Here is a 17,212-nt window from a genome sequence, read left to right on the forward strand (position 1 = left end):
CGCGGCCCTTCCCGGTGGAGCGGCTGGGCGACTGGCGGATCACTGCGACCCGGCCGGCGGCACGTCGCGGCCCTTCCCGGTGGAGCGGCTGGGCGACTAGCGGATCGCTGGGACCTGACCGGCGGCACGTCGCGGCCTTTCCCGGTGGAGCGGCTGGGCGACTGGCGGATCACCGCGACCCGGCCGGAGGCACCTCGCGGCCTTCCCGGCGGAGCGTCCGGGTGACTAGCGGATCACCACGACCCGGACCCCGATCGTCGCGAAGCGCCACATCGCGTCGCCGTCCGGTCGGCTCTCCCGGATGCCGCCCGTCTTCACGTCGGGGTCGGCCATCAGCCCCGAGCCGTCGTCCACCGCCGCGCTGAACCCGATGGTCACCCCGTCCACGCTGGTGAACCGCACGACGTGCTCGATGGGCACGCCGTCGGTGCCGGTGGCCGCGTTGGAGCGGGAGGTGACCCAGTACGTGCCGGCCGGCGGGTCGACGCTGCCCGGGCGCACCGGGAAGGTGCGCTGCACCCGGTTGCCGGGGGACACCAGCCAGACCCGGTCGTCGTCCACCGAGTACACGACCCGTTCACCCGTTCCGGAGCCGCTCGGCAGCGCGGTCGGGTGGCGCCGGTCCCGGGGCGCCTTGGACGCGGCCGTCGCGTGCGCCGACGGTCCCGCGCCGGGACGCGCCGGGACGGTCGCCTGGGCCCGGAAGGCGAGGAAGCCGACGGTTCCCAGAGCCACCGCGGTGAGGCCGGCCACGATCGCCGAGCTGGTCCCTGCCACCTGCGCCCACCTCTGCCTCGTCGGACTCGTGCCATATGTCGTACTTCGTACCGACCGTAGCAGTCCGTGACCGTCCGTCCGGGACGGCGATGCGCGAGCCGCGGGCGCCGTAGGCTGTTCGCGTGCTCTTGCTCGCTCTGGATACCGCCACACCCGCTGTCACCGTCGCGCTGCACGACGGCACCGACGTCATCGCCTCGTCGAGCCAGGTGGACGCGCGCCGGCACGGAGAGCTGCTGCTGCCGGCCGTCGACCGCGTCCTCGCCGAGGCCGGCCTGGAACTCGACGCCGTCACCGGCATCGTCGTCGGCACCGGGCCCGGCCCCTACACCGGTCTGCGCGTCGGTCTGATGACCGCCGACACCTTCGGCCTCGCGCTCGGCGTCCCGGTGTACGGCCTGTGCACGCTGGACGGCCTCGCCTACGCCGCCGACATCGAGAAGGGCCCCTTCGTGGTGGCGACCGACGCCCGCCGCAAGGAGGTCTACTGGGCCACGTACGCCGACTCCCGGACCCGGCTGACCGGCCCGGCCGTCGACCGCCCGGCCGACATCGCCGAGCAGGTCGCGGGCCTGCCCGCGGTCGGCGCGGGCGCGCTGCTCTACCCGGACACGTTCCCGAGCGCCCACGAGCCCGAGCACGTGTCCGCCGCCGCCCTCGCCTCGCTCGCCGCGCGGAAGCTGGCCGCGGGCGAGGAACTCCCCGCGCCCCGGCCGCAGTACCTGCGCCGGCCGGACGCCCAGGTCCCCAAGAACTACAAGGTGGTCACCCCCAAGTGACACAGCCGGCATCCCTGCGACTGCGCGACATGCGCTGGTGGGACATCGACCCGGTCCTGGAGCTGGAACGGGACCTGTTCCCCGAGGACGCCTGGTCCCGGGGCATGTTCTGGTCCGAGCTGGCCCACGCCCGGGGCACCGGCGCCACCCGCCGCTACCTGGTCGCCGAGTCCGCCGACGGCCGGATCGTCGGGTACGCGGGCCTGGCCGCCGCCGGCGAGCTGGCCGACGTCCAGACCATCGCCGTGGCCCGCGACCACCAGGGCACCGGCCTCGGCGCGCGGCTGCTGACCGAGCTGCTGCGGGCGGCGACCGCGTTCGAGTGCCACGAGGTGATGCTCGAGTGCCGGGTCGACAACCTGCCCGCGCAGAAGCTCTACGAGCGCTTCGGCTTCGCCCCCATCGGCTTCCGGCGCGGCTACTACCAGCCGGGCAACGTGGACGCCCTGGTGATGCGCCTGACCACGGAACCCGGCAGCGGCTCCGCCGCGGGCTCCGCCCCAGTACAAGGAACCGATATCAATGACTGACGAACCTCTCGTCCTCGGCATCGAGACCTCCTGCGACGAGACCGGCGTCGGCATCGTCCGCGGCACCACCCTGCTGGCGGACGCCGTCGCCTCCAGCGTCGACGAGCACGCCCGCTTCGGCGGTGTCGTACCGGAGGTGGCCTCCCGGGCGCACCTGGAGGCGATGGTCCCGACGATCGACCGCGCGCTGAAGGAGGCGGGGATCAGCGCCAGGGACCTGGACGGCATCGCGGTCACCGCCGGTCCCGGCCTCGCCGGTGCCCTGCTCGTCGGCGTCTCGGCGGCCAAGGCGTACGCCTACGCCCTCGGCAAGCCCCTGTACGGCGTCAACCACCTCGCGTCCCACATCTGCGTGGACCAGCTGGAGCACGGCCCGCTGCCCGAGCCGACCATGGCCCTGCTGGTGAGCGGCGGCCACTCCTCGCTGCTGCTGTCCTCGGACATCACCTCCGACGTCCGCCCGATGGGCTCAACCATCGACGACGCGGCCGGCGAGGCCTTCGACAAGATCGCCCGCGTGCTCGACCTGGGCTTCCCCGGCGGCCCGGTCATCGACCGGTACGCGCGCGAGGGCGACCCGGAGGCGATCGCCTTCCCGCGCGGCCTGACCGGCCCGCGCGACCCGGCGTACGACTTCTCCTTCTCCGGTCTGAAGACCGCGGTGGCCCGCTGGATCGAGGCCAAGCGGGCGGCCGGCGAGGAGGTCCCGGTGCGCGACGTGGCCGCCTCCTTCCAGGAGGCCGTCGTCGACGTGCTGACCCGCAAGGCCGTCCGCGCCTGCAAGGACGAGGGCGTGGACCACCTGATGATCGGCGGCGGCGTGGCGGCCAACTCCCGGCTGCGCGCGCTCGCCCAGGAGCGCTGCGAGGCGGCCGGCATCCGGCTGCGCGTGCCGCGCCCCAAGCTGTGCACGGACAACGGCGCGATGGTGGCCGCGCTCGGCGCCGAGATGGTCGCCCGGGGCCGGGCCGCGTCCGACTGGGACCTGTCGGCCGACTCCTCCCTGCCGGTCACCGACCCGCACGTCCCGGGCCGCGACCACGACCATGTGCACGAGGTCGGCGAGGAGAACCTGTACTCGTGACGGTCGCGCTGATGTGGGAGGCCCGGGCCGCCGAGGGCCGGGGCGCGGACCTGCTCGCCTGGGTGCGGGAACAGCCGCTCACCGGCGAGCCGTTGCGCCGCGAGACCTTCCGCGCGCCGCAGGACCGGGTGCTGGTCATCACCTGGTGGGACGCCCCGTACGACGCCCCGCTGCCCGAACTGCCCGAGCCGGGACCCGAGTTGGTGACCCGGGCCGTGCACCGGTGGCGGTTCGAGGCGGTGGCGGACCACTGAGGTTGCGCGAGCACCCCCCACCTGGGCTATGATCATCACACAGCGAACGGCCGGAACCCGGAAACGGGAACCGACCCGGACGCAGTGCGTTGGTGGTCCAAGGAAAGACGCCCCGCTTCCTGCGGGGAGATGCAGGTGCAAGGCCTGCCCGGCGCTCCACTCGTCACCCCGCCCCCGGGTTCCCGGCGGCGGGGTGTCGGCGTTCTACGCCACCACCTCGCAGCGCAGCCTCCGTTCGGACCCGACCACCCGCGTCGGCCCCGTCAGCCGCAGCCGCGCCCGGTGCCGCACCTCCGCGCTCGACGGGCCGAGGCGCAGTTCCAGCTCGCCGGGCTCCACCACCCGGGCTCCCGTGCGGTCCGTGAAGGACGACAGGTCGGCGTGGAAGCGGAAGGTGAGGCGGCGGGCGGCGCCCGGGGCCAGGTCCAGGCGCTGGTAGCCGATCAGGCGCACGTCCGGGCGGGTCACCGAGGCCACCGGGTCGTGCAGATAGAGCTGGACGACCTCGGTGCCCGCCCGGTCGCCGGTGTTGCGGACGGTGAGGGAGAGGTCGTACGAGCCGTCCGTGCCGATGTCGGCCGCGGAGCCCGCGAAGTCCTCCCAGGCGAACCCGGTGTACGAGCGGCCGTGCCCGAACGGGTACAGCGGGGTCGGGTCCAGGCTGCTGACCTCGCCGGCCAGGCCCAGCGGCGGCTGGAGGTAGGTCCAGGGCTGCCCGCCGGGCAGCCGCGGGACGCTCACCGGGAGCCGGCCGGAGGGGTTCACCCGGCCGGACAGCACCCCGGCGACCGCCGGGCCGCCCTCCTCGCCGGGGAAGAAGGCCTGCACCACCGCGCCGAGCCGGCCGTGCCAGCGGCCCAGGGCGTAGGGCCGGCCGGTGAGCAGCACCAGGACCACCGGGACGCCCGTGGCCACCAGCGCGTCCAGCAACTCGGCCTGCACGCCGGGCAGCCGCAGGTCCGTCGCGTCGCAGCCCTCGCCCGAGGTGCCGCGCCCGAACAGGCCCGCGCGGTCGCCGAGCACCGCCACGCACACGTCCGCCTCCGCCGCCCGGGCCACCGCCTCCGCGAAGCCGGCGGTGTCCGGGTCCGCGACCCCGCCGCCCTGCGCGAACGTGACCTTGGCGTCCGGGAGTTCGGTGCGCAGGGCGTCCAGCACGGTGGGGATCTCGATGCCGGGCGGGATGTCGGGGTGGTGGGTGAGGACATGGGAGGGGAAGGAGTAGCAGCCGAGCATGGCGAGGGCGTCCGCCGCGCGCGGGCCGACGACCGCGATCCGGGTGTCCGGGGCCAGCGGGAGCAGCCCGTCGGGGTTGTCCAGCAGCACCACCGACTCCTCGGCCAGGCGCCCGGCGAGCGCCCGGTTCGCCGCCGAGTCCAGGTCGAGCGGGCCCTCCGGCTCCGGCCGCCAGTCCTCGTCCAGCAGGCCCAGCTCGCACTTCTGCAGCAGGACGCGACGGGCCGCGCGGTCCACCAGCGCTTGCGGGACGCGGCCCTCCCGTACGGCCGCCACCAGGGGCTTGCCGTAGCAGTTGACGGTCGGCAGCTCCACGTCGATGCCGGCGGCCAGCGCCCGGTGGGCCGCCTCCGCCTCGTCCGCCGCGACCCGGTGCAGGCTGTGCAGGAAGGCGATGCCGAAGTAGTCGGCGACCACCGTGCCGGTGAAGCCCCACTGCTCGCGCAGCAGCCCGGTCAGGAGCCCCGGGTCGGCGGAGGCCGGCACGCCGTCGGTCTCCGTGTAGGCCGCCATCACCGAGCGGGCGCCGCCCTCGCGCAGCGCCATCTCGAACGGCGGCAGGGTGACGTCCGCGAACTCCCGCACCCCCGCCCGCACCGGGGCCAGGTTCCGGGCGCCCGCCGAGGACGCGTACCCGGCGAAGTGCTTGAGCGTGGCGACCACACCGGCCGACTCCAGACCCCGCACGTAGGCCGTGCCGATGGTGCCGACCAGGTACGGGTCCTCGCCGATCGTCTCCTCGACCCGTCCCCAGCGCGGGTCGCGGACGACGTCCAGGACGGGGGCCAGGCCCTGGTGGACCCCGGCCGCGCGCAGGTCCCGGCCGATGCGCCGGCCCACCTCCTCGACCAGCTCCGGGTCGAAGGAGGCACCCCAGGCGAGCGGGACCGGGTAGGCGGTCGCCCGCCAGGCGGTGAAGCCGGCCAGGCACTCCTCGTGCGCGACCGCCGGGATGCCGAAGCGGTTCGCGGCGGCGATCCGGCGCTGCGCCCGGGCCAGCGCCCGCGCGCCGACGTCCGGGTCGACGGGGGCGGTGCCGAAGGAGCGGGTCAGCTGGCCGAGGCCGTGGGTGATCAGCTCGTCCCAGTCGTACTCGGCGGTCATCTCGCGCTGCAGCGGGGCGACTCCGTCGCCGTCCGTGGCGGCACCCACCCACACGCCGTACAGCTGGGCGGCCTTCTCCTCCAGGGACATCCGGGACAGCAGGTCGGCCACCCGGGCGTCGGCGGACAGGGCGGGGTCGCGCCAAGGAGCGGTGGTCATGGAACTCCCGTCTCGACTCTGCTTCGCAAGCCGGGCCACGAAGGCCCCGAATGTTTCGACTGATACATCGAATGTTCCGGGAACCTATGGCGCGCGAGGCCCTTCGTCAAGAGGTCCGGCGGGGATACGATCGCGGGCATGAAGCCTTCGAAGTCCGCAGAAACGCAGACGGCGACCCTCGCCGAGATCGCCCGGGAGGCCGGGGTCTCCGCTCCGACTGTTTCGAAGGTCCTCAACGGCCGCGCCGACGTCGCCCCCGCGACCCGTACCCGCGTCGAGGAGCTGCTGCGCGCCCACGGCTACCGGCGCCGGCGCGCCGAGGCCTCCCGCTCGCCCTTGATCGACCTGGTCTTCCACGAGCTGGAGAGCGCCTGGGCGCTGGAGGTCATCCGGGGCGTGGAGAACGTGGCCCGGGACGCCGGGCTGAGCGTGGTCCTGTCCGAGTCGGCCGGCCGGCTCACCCCCGGCCGGACCTGGGCCGACCAGGTCGCCGCCCGCCGCCCCCACGGCGTGGTGCTGGTGCTGTCCGGTCTGGACGAGTCCCAGCGGGCGCTGCTGACCAGCCGGTCCATCCCGTTCGTGGTGATGGACCCGGCCGGCGACCCGGGCCCGGACGTGCCGTCCATCGGCGCCACCAACTGGCAGGGCGGGCTCGCCGCCACCCGCCACCTGGTGGAACTCGGGCACACCCGGATCGGCGCGATCAGCGGTCCCTCCCGGATGATGTGCAGCCGGGCCCGGGTGGACGGCTACCGGGCCGCCCTGGAGACGGCCGGGCTGCCGGCCGACCCCTCGCTCGTCGTGGCCGGCGACTTCCACCACGACGCCGGCTACCGCCTGGGCCTGGAACTGCTGCGCCGCCCGGACCGGCCCACCGCCGTCTTCGCGGGCAACGACCTGCAGGCGCTCGGCCTGTACGAGGCCGCCCGCGAACTGGGCCTGCGCATCCCGGAGGATCTGAGCGTGGTCGGGTTCGACGACCTGCCGGTGGCCCGCTGGGTGGGCCCGCCGCTGACGACCGTACGGCAGCCGCTCACCGAGATGGCCGAGGCCGCGGCCCGGCTGGTGCTGGAGCTGGGACGGGCGCCGGAGGAGCGGGCGGCGACCCGGGTGGAGCTGGCGACGAGTCTGGTGGTGCGGTCGAGCACGGACGTGCCTCCGGCGGCCTGAGCCGTCCGCGTAGTGACGGGGGTGAGGGGTCACCCCACACGGCACCGAAGTCAATCGGTTTCCCAACCGAAACTTTCGGATGCACCCGTGACGAGATCCTCCTTGAGCGCCGTGGTGGCCGCGCTCGTCGCCGCCGTCGGCCTGTCCACCGGTACGCCGGTCCAGGGCACCTTCGACTGGACCGAGGGTGGCCGCCTGCGCGGCCATGGCAGCGGCGGCTGCGCCGCCGCCTACACCGTCACCAGCCAGTGGATTCCGGCGCGGCCGTCTCCTGCACCAACGCCTCGTGCAACGGCCCGGTGCCGGACGGCGGTTCGGTGACGTTCGGGTTCAACGGCTCCTGGAGCGGCAGCAACCCCGGTGCCCGCCGTGACGCTTGGGTGAGCCGTGAGATGAGAAATTCCGAAGAAAACCGACTCGGACGGCTTCCGCTAACAGTCCCCTAATAATTCGGACTTACGTTCCTGCCGTGACGCGACACGAGGAACAAGGCGATACGGGCGGCCCAGGGGGCCGGCGACCGAGAGCGCTGCGGATCGCCGGCCTCACCCTGGCGGGCACCCTGGTGCTGGGCGCTGCGACGGCCGGCTGGGCCTACCGGCATCTCGACCGCAACATCCGCAGCGTCGACATCAACAGCGCCCTCGGCGACGACCGTCCGGCCCCGGCCACCCCCTCCACCAGCGCCTCCCCGTTGCCCACCGGCTCCCTGAACATCCTGGTCCTCGGCTCGGACTCGCGCAGCGGCAAGGCCAACCGGGAGCTGGGCGGCGGGGACAGCGGCGGTGCCCGGTCCGACACCGCGATGGTCGTGCACCTCGACGCGGGCCGCACACGGGCCACCGTCGTCAGCATCCCCCGCGACACCCTCGTCACCCGCCCGTCGTGCCCGCTGTCCTCCGGCGGCAGCACGGCACCCGCGTACGGCGCCATGTTCAACAGCGCCTACGAGGTGGGCGGTCCGGTGTGCGCGGTGAAGACCGTCGAGTCGCTCACCGGCGTCCGCATGGACCACTACCTGGAGATCGACTTCTCCGGCTTCGCGAAGCTGGTCGACGCGCTCGGCGGGGTCGACGTCACCACCACCGAGGACATCGACGACGACCGGAGCCACCTGCACCTCGCGGCCGGCACCCACCACCTCGGCGGCGAGCAGGCCCTGGCCCTCGCCCGCACCCGGCACGGCATAGGCGACGGCAGCGACCTGGGCCGCATCGGGCTGCAGCAGATGCTGGTCAAGGACCTGCTGGAGCAGCTCTCCGGCGCCGGACTGCTCACCGACCCGGCCAAGCTGTACCAGGTCGCCGACGCCGTCACCGCCGGCCTCACCACCGACACCGGCCTGGACTCCCTGAACGAGCTGGTGGGCCTCGGCCGGAGCCTGCGGGGCCTGACCGCCGACCGGGTGCGGACGGTGACCATGCCGGTCGTCACGGCCCCCTCCGACCCCAACCGGGTCGTCGCCGAGGAGCCGCAGGCGGGCCGGCTCTGGGCGTCCCTGCGCTGATGCGTACAACCTTCCGGGTGACCCACGGGTCTGCTGCGATGACCGAACAGCTGTACACCAGGGGGTTTTCCGTTGTTCCGCTCGCGTTCGCACGCCCGTTGGGCGCTGCCGCTGACCCTGGGCCTGACCGCCCTCGGCCTCGCCGTCCCGGCCGTGTCCGCAGCCCCGGCCAAGAGCGCCACACCGGTCCGTGACGACTTCGACGGGGACGGCTACGCCGACCTGGCCGTCGGCGCGCCGAACGCCACGGTCGGCGGCCAGGCCCGGGCCGGTTACGTCGCCGTGCTGTACGGCGGCCCGCACGGCCTGTCCGCCGGCCACCGCACGATCCTCAGCCGGGCCACCCCCGGCATCCCCGGCGACCCCGTCAAGGGACAGGGCTTCGGGGCACAGATCGCCAAGGGCGACCTGGACGGCGACGGGTACGCCGACCTCGTGACCGGCGGGGTCGTCGTCTGGGGCGGGCCGCGCGGACTGTCCGGGGGCACGTCGGTCGGCGGCAACAGCCACCAGACCGGGGACTTCGACGGCGACGGACGGCTCGACCTCGCCGTGATCGTCGGCGGCTCCGGCATGGGCGACGACCCGGCCGGCACCACCGCCGAGATCTGGAAGGGCCCGCTCAAGCGCAGCGGCAGGCCGGCCGCACGCACCCCGCTCGACCCCGACCACCTCCGGTACGTCGACATGCACGACGGCGACACCGGCGACATCAACGGCGACGGCCGCACCGACCTGGTGCTGACCGGCTACTGCGGCGACGGCAACAACTGCAGCCGGGTGTACCTGAGCGGCCCCGCCGGCCTCGCCCCCGTGACCACCCCCTACCGCAGCGGGGACGGCGCGGCGGCCATCGGCGACCTCAACGGCGACGGCTACGACGACCTCGTCACCGGCTTCCAGGACGACAACGCGATCTGGGTGATGTACGGCAGCGCCGCCGGGCTGCGCGGCGAGGACACCTGGAAGCGGTTCACGCAGGACACCCCCGGCGTCCCCGGCAGCCGCGAGTCGAACGACAAGTTCGGCCAGGCGGTGGCCGTCGGCGACATCACCGGGGACGGCATCGACGACGTGGCCGTCGGTGTGCCCGACGAGAACGGCGAGGGCGTGGTCGACGTGCTGCGCGGCAGCCGCTCCGGGCTGACCGGCGCGGGCGCCCAGGCCTTCGGCCAGGACACCGAGGGCGTGCCCGGCACCGCGGAGTCCTACGACTCCTTCGGGTACGTGGTCCGGCTGCTGGACGTCAACCGCAACGGCCACGCCGACCTGGTCGCCGCCGCCCCCGGCGAGGACGGCGGCAACGGCGCGGTGTGGGTGCTGCGCGGACGCCCGTCCGGCCTGGTCACGGACGCGGCCGCGGTCTTCGGCGGGAAGGCGCTCGGGGCGCCGTACAAGAAGGCGGCGTTCGGCTTCGCGCTGAGGTGACGGCGGGCCGGGACAAAATTCCCGGAGATTCTTCCGCGAGCGTGTCGATCCGGGTCGCTCCCGTTCGACGCAAGGGTGAGCGGCGGGGAACGGACCCCGCCGCCCCGACCGAAGGAGTCACCATGCCCCGCTACCTGTCGCTCGTCCGCGTCGACGAGTCCGCCGCCCCCGCCGGAGGACCCGGCGAGGAGCTGATGCAGCGGATGGGCGAGCTGATCGAGGAGATGACCAAGGCCGGTGTGCTGCTCGACACCGCCGGGCTCACCCCGTCCGGCGAGGCCGTCCGGGTGGACTGGGACGGCGCGCAGGTGGCCGTCACCGACGGGCCGTTCACCGAGTCCAAGGAGGTCGTCGGCGGCTACGCGCTCATGCAGTGCAAGGACCGGGCCGAGGCGCTGGAGTGGACCCAGCGCTTCCTGAAGATCCACGGCCCGGAGTGGCGGATCGCCTGCGAGCTGCGGGAGATCGCCGAGGGCTGAACCCGTTTGGCCGTCCGTCGCCCAGGGTGTTGCATGGTGGGCTGTGGAACCACAGCCCACCGCGGCACACGCGATCGAGACCGTCTTCCGCCTGGAGTCCCCCCGGGTGATCGCCGGCGTCGCCCGCATCGTCCGGGACGTCGGCATCGCCGAGGAGCTGGCACAGGACGCCCTGGTCGCGGCCCTGGAGCGGTGGCCCCGGGAGGGCGTGCCGGACAACCCGGGCGCCTGGCTCATGGCCACCGCCCGGCACCGGGCCGTCGACCTGGTCCGGCGCCGCGAGACCTACGCCCGCAAACTCGCCGAGGTCGGCCGGGACCTGGAGACGGCCCCGCCGTCGTACGACGAACCCGCCGACCCGGACGACATCGACGACGACCTGCTCCGGCTGGTCTTCACCGCCTGCCACCCGGTGCTGTCGCCGCAGGCCCGCACCGCGCTCACCCTGCGCCTGCTCGGCGGCCTGACCACGGCCGAGATCGCCCGTGCCTGCCTGGTCCCGGAGCCGACGGTCGCCCAGCGGATCGTCCGCGCCAAGCGCACCCTGGCCACGAAGAACGTCGCCTTCGAGGTGCCGTACGGACCCGACCGCGAGGCGCGCCTCGGCTCCGTCCTGGACGTCATCTACCTGATCTTCAACGAGGGGTACGCGGCCACCGCCGGCGACGACTGGCTGCGCCCCGGCCTGTGCGAGGACGCGCTGCGGCTGGCCCGGGTGCTGTCCGCGCTGATGCCCGGGGAGCCCGAGGTGCACGGCCTGACCGCGCTGCTGGAGTTCCAGGCCTCCCGCGCCGCCGCCCGCACCGGCCCCGACGGGACGCCGGTGCTGCTGAAGGACCAGAACCGCCGCCGCTGGAACCGCATGCTCATCGCGCGTGGGGTCCGCGCCCTCGACCGCGCCGAGGCCACCGCGAGCGGCCCGCCCGGGCCGTACACCCTCCAGGCCGCCATCGCCGCCTGCCACGCGCACGCGTACACGTACGAGGAGACCGACTGGCGCGCCATCACCACCCTGTACCGGCTGCTGGCCGTCCGCGCGCCGTCCCCGGTGGTCGAGCTGAACCGCGCGGTCGCCGTGTCGATGGCCGACGGCCCCGCGGCGGGCCTGGAGCTGGTGGACGCCCTGGCCGCCGCCCCCGCGCTGCGCGGCTACCACCTGCTGCCCAGCGTCCGCGGCGACCTGCTGTCCCGCCTCGGCCGCACCGCCGAGGCCCGCGAGGAGTTCCTCCGCGCGGCCGGCCTGACCCACAACGAGCGGGAGCGGCAGCTGCTGCTGCGCCGGGCGGGGGAGTGCGCCGGCGTCAGCGCAGCGGACGGCCGATGAGCATCGTCGGTGCCCCGGCGACCCGGGTGAGGAACACGGTGGCCGCGTTCGGCCCCTGCGGCCGTACCTTGCGGCGCAGTTCCTCCGGCTCCACCGCCGAGCCGCGCTTCTTCACGGTCAGCGTGCCGACCTCGCGCTCCCGCAGCAGGGCCTTCAGCTTCTTGACGTTGAACGGGAGCCGGTCGGTGATCTCGTAGCCGGTGGCGTACGGGGTGGCCCGCGGCTCGTCGGCCGTGACGTAGGCGATGGTCGGGTCCAGCAGCCCGCCGCCGATCTCCTCGGCCACCTCGGCGACCAGGTGGGCGCGGATCACGGCACCGTCCGGCTCGTACAGGTAGCGCCCCACCGGCCGCACCGCGGGATCGGGCAGTCCGCGGCCGAGCAGGGTGCGCGGGCCGGGCAGCAGCGTGGCCCGCACGGCGCCCGGCGCGCCGGTCCCGAACCACAGCACCGCCTCCTTCACGTCCCCGCCGTCGGAGATCCACTCGGCCTCGGCCGCCGCCGGGACCACCTCGTGCGGGATGCCCGGCGCGATCTTCAACGCGGCCCGGGGCGCCGCGAGCGCGGTGTCGACCGCCCAGGACAGCGGCGGCGAGTACGCCTCCGGGTCGAACACCCGGCCACGGCCGCCCCGGCGCGCCGGGTCAACGAACACCGCGTCGTACCCGGCGGTGTCCACCTCGGTGACGTCGGCCTCCCGCACCTCGATCAGTCCGGCCAGCCCCAGCGCCTCGGCGTTCGCCCGGGCCGCCGCCGCCGTGGCCGGGTCCCGGTCCACGGCCAGCACCCGGATCCCGGCCCGCGCCAGCGCGATCGCGTCCCCGCCGATCCCGCAGCACAGGTCGGCGACGGAGGTCACGCCCAGCTCCCGCAGCCGACCGGCCCGGTACGCCGCCACGCTCGCCCGGGTCGACTGCTCGACCCCGTTCGGGGTGAAGAACATCCGCCCGGCGTCCTCGGCCCCGAACTTCGCCACCGCACGCTGCCGCAGCCGGGCCTGGCCGAGCGCGGCCGAGACCAGCTCGGCCGGGTGGTCGCGGCGCAGCCGGGTGGCCACGGCCAGTTCCTGCGCGGGCTCGGTGTCCCGCACCTCGTCGAGGAGGGCGCGGCCTTCGGGGCTGAGGAGCAGAGCGAGGTCGTTCACCGGCTCATTGTGGGCCAGTCGGTGGATGGTGCGCCCGGCGCGGCGGTGTCGGCCGGGATCGGCGGCCGGGGCCTGGGAGGATCCGGCACCATGCGAGCAGTAGTACAAAATGACAAAAAGCGGGCGCAGCTCGCCGTGAGCACCTTCCGGAAGACGGCCGTGGGCTCCGCGGCCCTCACCCTGGCCGCCGCCGCCCTCCTCTCCGGCTGCGCCGACGGCACCGAACCCGCCACCGGCCACGGCGGGCCCGCCCACGCCGTGGACCCCCGGGCCCGCGCGGCCGCCGAACACGCCAGGCTGGCCGCCGCCGCCCGGCGCTGGGGCCTGGCCCGCGCCCCGCTCACACCCCCCGCACCACCGGCGAGGAAACCGGAGATCACCCCCCGGGACGGCTTCGAGGTGGACGGCCAGGAGGAGGACGACCTCCCGCCGGTCTTCACCACGATCCCCACCAAGCAGCGGATCGTCTTCCTCACCATCGACGACGGCGCCGAGAAGGACCCGGCCTTCCTGCGCATGATGAGCGAGCTGAAGGTGCCGTACTCGGCCTTCCTCAGCAACTACCTCGTCAAGGACGACTACGGCTACTTCCGCCGGATGCAGGCCCAGGGCGTGACCCTCAACAACCACACCCTCACCCACCCCTACCTGCCCGGGCTGACCTACGAGGAGCAGAAGGACGAGATCTGCGGCATGCAGGCCGTCATGAAGAAGCAGTTCGGCAAGGCACCCACCGTGTTCCGGCCGCCGTACGGCAACTACAACGGCGACACCCTCCGCGCCGCCAAGGCCTGCGGGATCAAGTACGCGCCCATCTGGGACGAGGAGGTCTTCGTCGACCACTGGGAGTACCGCGACTGGGACCGCAGCCTGCACCCCGGCGACATCGTCCTCACCCACTTCCGCGGCCGGGACGACTGGGACGGCACGATGGTCGACGACATGCGCCGCTTCCTGGACAAGGTCACGCGCGAGGGCTACGCCGTGGCCCGCCTGGAGGACTACCTGTGAGGCGCCTGCGGGGCCCGGCCGCGGTCCTCGCCCCGGCCCTGCTCCTGGCGGGCTGCGCCCAGTCCGTCGACCCCATCGAACGCCTCGGCAAGAAGGCCGCCGAAGGGGTGCGCCCGCACACCACCGCGCCCGGCCCCCGCTACCGGTACTGGGGCCTGGCCCGGCCGCTCGCCCGTTCCCCGGTGCCCCCGGCCCGCCCGCTCGCCGAGCACCCGGGGGTCCCCGCCCTGCCCCCGGTGGCCGACCACGTCCGCACCCGCGACCCGGTCGTCTTCCTCACCTACGACGACGGCGCCGAACGCGACCCCCGCTTCGTCGACATGGTCCGCGACCTCCGGCTCCCGGTCACCCTGTTCCTCACCGACAGCGTCGCCGCCCCCGGCTACGGCCACTTCGCCCGCCTGCGCGCGCTCGGCGCCGGCATCGAGAACCACACCGTCGACCACCGCGCGCCGGCCGGACTGCCGTACGCCGGCCAGCGCGCCGAGATCTGCGGCCAGCAGGACCGTCTGCGCACCCGCCTCGGCGTCACCCCGCGCCTCTTCCGCCCGCCCTACGGCTCCTACGACCGCACCACCCGGCGCGCGGCCGCCGGCTGCGGCATCTCCGCGCTCGTCCTGTGGCGCGCCGCCCTGACCCCGGCCGGCCTCGCCTACACCCACGGTCCCCGGCACCTGCGCCCCGGCGACATCGTCCTGGTCGGCCCGGACGAGTCGACGGGCCCCTCGCTGCGGGAACGCACGGTCCAGGTGGTGCGCACGGCCCAGGAGAGGGGGCTGACGGTGGGACGCCTGGAGGACTACCTCTGAAGCCCGGCCCGGCACACGGGACCCCGGAGCACTCGCGCGGGGTGTTCGCGGCCGACGCGCCGCACGGCAATTGGCACTCCGCTTGACCGAGTGCTAATCCCGGTCATAGTCTCGGGTCTGGCACTCCCCCCTGGAGAGTGCCAGATAAACGCGACGGGCAGGTCCGGCACCCGCGACGACGGATCGACCTGGTCGCCACCTCAGACAGTTAACCCCGTGAGATCTCCGAAGGGGGAGGTCGGATCGTGACGACCGCCAGCTCCAAGGTTGCCATCAAGCCGCTCGAGGACCGCATCGTGGTCCAGCCGCTGGACGCCGAGCAGACCACGGCCTCTGGCCTGGTCATCCCGGACACCGCGAAGGAGAAGCCCCAGGAGGGCGCCGTCCTCGCCGTGGGCCCGGGCCGGTTCGAGAACGGCGAGCGTCTGCCGCTCGACGTCAAGGTCGGCGACGTCGTCCTCTACAGCAAGTACGGCGGCACCGAGGTGAAGTACAACGGCGACGAGTACCTCGTCCTCTCGGCTCGCGACGTGCTCGCGATCATCGAGAAGTAATTCACCTCAAGCGACTCTCTGCTTGAAGCTGCGCCCCTGGCCCCCCGCGATCGATATGAAGCCGGGCGCCCGGGGCGCGGCGTTTTCACCCACAGATTTCCGAGAGGGCTCCCGCTGCCATGGCGAAGATCCTGAAGTTCGACGAGGACGCCCGTCGCGCCCTTGAGCGCGGCGTCAACAAGCTTGCCGACACCGTCAAGGTGACGATCGGCCCCCGCGGCCGCAACGTCGTCATCGACAAGAAGTTCGGCGCCCCGACCATCACCAACGACGGTGTCACGATCGCCCGCGAGGTCGAGATCGAGGACCCGTACGAGAACCTCGGCGCCCAGCTGGTGAAGGAGGTGGCGACCAAGACCAACGACATCGCTGGTGACGGCACCACCACCGCCACGGTCCTCGCCCAGGCGCTGGTCCGCGAGGGTCTGAAGAACGTCGCCGCCGGTGCCTCCCCGGCCGCCCTGAAGAAGGGCATCGACGCCGCCGTCAAGGCCGTCTCCGACGACCTGCTGGCCTCGGCCCGCCCGATCGACGAGAAGTCCGACATCGCCGCCGTCGCCGCGCTGTCCGCCCAGGACCAGCAGGTCGGCGAGCTGATCGCCGAGGCGATGGACAAGGTCGGCAAGGACGGTGTCATCACCGTCGAGGAGTCCAACACCTTCGGTCTGGAGCTGGACTTCACCGAGGGCATGGCCTTCGACAAGGGCTACCTGTCGCCGTACTTCGTGACGGACCAGGAGCGCATGGAGGCCGTCCTGGAGGACCCGTACATCCTCATCCACCAGGGCAAGATCTCCGCCATCGCCGACCTGCTGCCGCTGCTGGAGAAGGTCATCCAGGCCGGCTCCTCCAAGCCGCTGCTGATCATCGCCGAGGACCTCGAGGGCGAGGCCCTGTCGACCCTGGTCGTCAACAAGATCCGCGGCACCTTCAACGCCGTCGCGGTGAAGGCCCCCGGCTTCGGCGACCGCCGCAAGGCGATGCTGCAGGACATGGCCGTCCTCACCGGCGCCACCGTCATCTCCGAGGAGGTCGGCCTCAAGCTCGACCAGGTCGGCCTCGACGTGCTCGGCTCCGCCCGCCGCGTCACCGTCACCAAGGACGACACCACGATCGTCGACGGCGCCGGCAAGTCCGAGGACGTGCAGGGCCGCGTCGCCCAGATCAAGGCCGAGATCGAGAACACCGACTCCGACTGGGACCGCGAGAAGCTCCAGGAGCGCCTCGCGAAGCTGGCCGGCGGCGTGTGCGTGATCAAGGTCGGCGCCGCCACCGAGGTGGAGCTGAAGGAGAAGAAGCACCGTCTGGAGGACGCCATCTCCGCGACCCGCGCCGCGGTCGAGGAGGGCATCGTCTCCGGTGGTGGCTCCGCCCTGGTCCACTCCTCCAAGGTCCTGGACGGCAACCTCGACAAGACCGGCGACGAGGCCACCGGTGTCGCGGTCGTCCGCAACGCCGTGGTCGAGCCGCTGCGCTGGATCGGCGAGAACGCCGGCCAGGAGGGCTACGTCATCGTGTCCAAGGTCAAGGACCTGGACAAGGGGCAGGGCTACAACGCCGCCACCGGCGAGTACGGCGACCTGATCAAGGCCGGCGTCATCGACCCGGTCAAGGTCACCCGCTCCGCCCTGGAGAACGCCGCCTCCATCGCCTCCCTGCTGCTCACGACCGAGACCCTGGTCGTCGAGAAGAAGGAAGAGGAGCCGGAGGCCGCGGGCCACGGCCACGGCCACGGGCACGCCCACTGAGCTCGGCATTGACCTGAACTGAGCCTACGGTGCCCAGTGTCCCTGCGGGGGCGCTGGGCACCGTGCGTTGTGCCGACCGGGCGGGTCCGCGCACTCTGCGCCACCCCGCGTGCCG

Annotated in this window: 18 protein-coding genes; 15 read left to right on the forward strand and 3 right to left on the reverse strand. The window is 73.6% G+C overall.

The genetic code is table 11. The features are described from left to right. Positions 1-225: 225 nt before the first annotated feature. Positions 226-777 carry a hypothetical protein gene (locus ABZ923_RS06625; protein WP_361467611.1) on the reverse strand — a complete coding sequence of 184 codons (552 nt, stop codon included), beginning with the start codon at positions 775-777 and terminating at the stop codon, positions 226-228. 122 nt (positions 778-899) lie between these two features. On the opposite strand from ABZ923_RS06625, the gene tsaB reads away from it, so the two are divergent. Genes tsaB through ABZ923_RS06645 form a run of 4 tightly spaced genes read left to right on the forward strand, consistent with a single transcriptional unit; the run spans position 900 to position 3,424 of the window. Further along, entirely contained in the window at positions 900-1,556 is a 657-nt protein-coding gene (tsaB, locus tag ABZ923_RS06630; protein WP_361467614.1) for a tRNA (adenosine(37)-N6)-threonylcarbamoyltransferase complex dimerization subunit type 1 TsaB, read from the forward strand. A 29-nt stretch (positions 1,557-1,585) separates the two neighbouring features. Further along, complete coding sequence (gene rimI / locus ABZ923_RS06635; RefSeq protein ID WP_361467720.1) at positions 1,586-2,086, forward strand: ribosomal protein S18-alanine N-acetyltransferase; 501 nt, start codon at positions 1,586-1,588, stop codon at positions 2,084-2,086. Further along, positions 2,079-3,170 carry a tRNA (adenosine(37)-N6)-threonylcarbamoyltransferase complex transferase subunit TsaD gene (tsaD, locus tag ABZ923_RS06640; RefSeq protein WP_361467616.1) on the forward strand — a complete coding sequence of 364 codons (1,092 nt, stop codon included), beginning with the start codon at positions 2,079-2,081 and terminating at the stop codon, positions 3,168-3,170. The genes rimI and tsaD overlap by 8 nt, the downstream gene beginning before the upstream one ends. Beyond that, complete coding sequence (locus tag ABZ923_RS06645; protein ID WP_361467617.1) at positions 3,167-3,424, forward strand: hypothetical protein; 258 nt, start codon at positions 3,167-3,169, stop codon at positions 3,422-3,424. Before tsaD ends, ABZ923_RS06645 begins: the two co-directional genes overlap by 4 nt. Before the next feature lie 204 nt (positions 3,425-3,628). Here ABZ923_RS06645 and ABZ923_RS06650 read toward each other — a convergent pair whose 3' ends face one another. Further along, the gene (locus ABZ923_RS06650; RefSeq protein WP_361467620.1) at positions 3,629-5,923 is read right to left on the reverse strand and encodes a glycoside hydrolase family 3 N-terminal domain-containing protein; all 2,295 of its coding nucleotides are present in this window, start codon (positions 5,921-5,923) and stop codon (positions 3,629-3,631) included. Positions 5,924-6,061: 138 nt separating this feature from the next. Between ABZ923_RS06650 and ABZ923_RS06655 the strand changes: the two genes are divergently transcribed. The 7 genes from ABZ923_RS06655 (at position 6,062) to ABZ923_RS06685 (ending at position 11,831) form a co-directional block, all read left to right on the forward strand. Then, positions 6,062-7,093, forward strand: a complete 1,032-nt coding sequence (locus tag ABZ923_RS06655) for a LacI family DNA-binding transcriptional regulator (RefSeq protein WP_361467622.1) — start codon at positions 6,062-6,064, stop codon at positions 7,091-7,093. An 87-nt stretch (positions 7,094-7,180) separates the two neighbouring features. Beyond that, on the forward strand, positions 7,181-7,414 hold the full coding sequence (locus ABZ923_RS06660; RefSeq protein ID WP_361467726.1) for a hypothetical protein: 234 nt from the start codon (positions 7,181-7,183) through the stop codon (positions 7,412-7,414). Beyond that, positions 7,393-7,539: a hypothetical protein gene (locus ABZ923_RS06665; protein ID WP_361467723.1), complete on the forward strand. Its 147-nt coding sequence runs from the start codon at positions 7,393-7,395 to the stop codon at positions 7,537-7,539. The genes ABZ923_RS06660 and ABZ923_RS06665 overlap by 22 nt, the downstream gene beginning before the upstream one ends. Positions 7,540-7,562: 23 nt before the next feature. Next, the gene (locus tag ABZ923_RS06670) at positions 7,563-8,600 is read left to right on the forward strand and encodes an LCP family protein (protein WP_361467625.1); all 1,038 of its coding nucleotides are present in this window, start codon (positions 7,563-7,565) and stop codon (positions 8,598-8,600) included. A 72-nt stretch (positions 8,601-8,672) separates the two neighbouring features. After that, complete coding sequence (locus tag ABZ923_RS06675) at positions 8,673-10,028, forward strand: FG-GAP-like repeat-containing protein (protein WP_361467627.1); 1,356 nt, start codon at positions 8,673-8,675, stop codon at positions 10,026-10,028. 122 nt (positions 10,029-10,150) lie between these two features. Further along, positions 10,151-10,507, forward strand: a complete 357-nt coding sequence (locus ABZ923_RS06680; protein ID WP_361467629.1) for a YciI family protein — start codon at positions 10,151-10,153, stop codon at positions 10,505-10,507. A gap of 43 nt (positions 10,508-10,550) precedes the next feature. Beyond that, positions 10,551-11,831: an RNA polymerase sigma factor gene (locus ABZ923_RS06685; protein WP_361467631.1), complete on the forward strand. Its 1,281-nt coding sequence runs from the start codon at positions 10,551-10,553 to the stop codon at positions 11,829-11,831. On the opposite strand, the gene ABZ923_RS06690 is transcribed toward ABZ923_RS06685, so the two are convergent. Continuing rightward, on the reverse strand, positions 11,809-12,975 hold the full coding sequence (locus ABZ923_RS06690; RefSeq protein ID WP_361467632.1) for a methyltransferase domain-containing protein: 1,167 nt from the start codon (positions 12,973-12,975) through the stop codon (positions 11,809-11,811). The genes ABZ923_RS06685 and ABZ923_RS06690 overlap by 23 nt on opposite strands. Positions 12,976-13,065: 90 nt before the next feature. On the opposite strand from ABZ923_RS06690, the gene ABZ923_RS06695 reads away from it, so the two are divergent. The 4 genes from ABZ923_RS06695 (at position 13,066) to groL (ending at position 17,097) form a co-directional block, all read left to right on the forward strand. Next, positions 13,066-13,986, forward strand: coding sequence for a polysaccharide deacetylase family protein (locus tag ABZ923_RS06695; protein ID WP_361467633.1), 921 nt, complete (start codon positions 13,066-13,068; stop codon positions 13,984-13,986). Next, the gene (locus ABZ923_RS06700) at positions 13,983-14,795 is read left to right on the forward strand and encodes a polysaccharide deacetylase family protein (protein WP_361467636.1); all 813 of its coding nucleotides are present in this window, start codon (positions 13,983-13,985) and stop codon (positions 14,793-14,795) included. Before ABZ923_RS06695 ends, ABZ923_RS06700 begins: the two co-directional genes overlap by 4 nt. 245 nt (positions 14,796-15,040) lie before the next feature. Further along, complete coding sequence (groES, locus tag ABZ923_RS06705; RefSeq protein WP_004955293.1) at positions 15,041-15,349, forward strand: co-chaperone GroES; 309 nt, start codon at positions 15,041-15,043, stop codon at positions 15,347-15,349. 119 nt (positions 15,350-15,468) lie between these two features. Then, positions 15,469-17,097 carry a chaperonin GroEL gene (groL, locus tag ABZ923_RS06710; protein ID WP_361467637.1) on the forward strand — a complete coding sequence of 543 codons (1,629 nt, stop codon included), beginning with the start codon at positions 15,469-15,471 and terminating at the stop codon, positions 17,095-17,097. Positions 17,098-17,212: the final 115 nt, after the last annotated feature.

The organism is Streptomyces sp. NPDC046881 (genome assembly GCF_040645015.1).
GTDB lineage: Bacteria > Actinomycetota > Actinomycetes > Streptomycetales > Streptomycetaceae > Streptomyces.

Bases quoted from the DNA above. Each gene is read 5' to 3' on its own strand.
- ABZ923_RS06695 (WP_361467633.1), top strand. From the start codon at position 13,066: ATGCGAGCAGTAGTACAAAATGACAAAAAGCGGGCGCAGCTCGCCGTG.
- groL (WP_361467637.1), top strand. From the start codon at position 15,469: ATGGCGAAGATCCTGAAGTTCGACGAGGACGCCCGTCGCGCCCTTGAG.
- ABZ923_RS06680 (WP_361467629.1), top strand. From the start codon at position 10,151: ATGCCCCGCTACCTGTCGCTCGTCCGCGTCGACGAGTCCGCCGCCCCC.
- tsaD (WP_361467616.1), top strand. From the start codon at position 2,079: ATGACTGACGAACCTCTCGTCCTCGGCATCGAGACCTCCTGCGACGAG.
- ABZ923_RS06655 (WP_361467622.1), top strand. From the start codon at position 6,062: ATGAAGCCTTCGAAGTCCGCAGAAACGCAGACGGCGACCCTCGCCGAG.
- rimI (WP_361467720.1), top strand. From the start codon at position 1,586: ATGCGCTGGTGGGACATCGACCCGGTCCTGGAGCTGGAACGGGACCTG.
- ABZ923_RS06650 (WP_361467620.1), bottom strand. From the start codon at position 5,923: ATGACCACCGCTCCTTGGCGCGACCCCGCCCTGTCCGCCGACGCCCGG.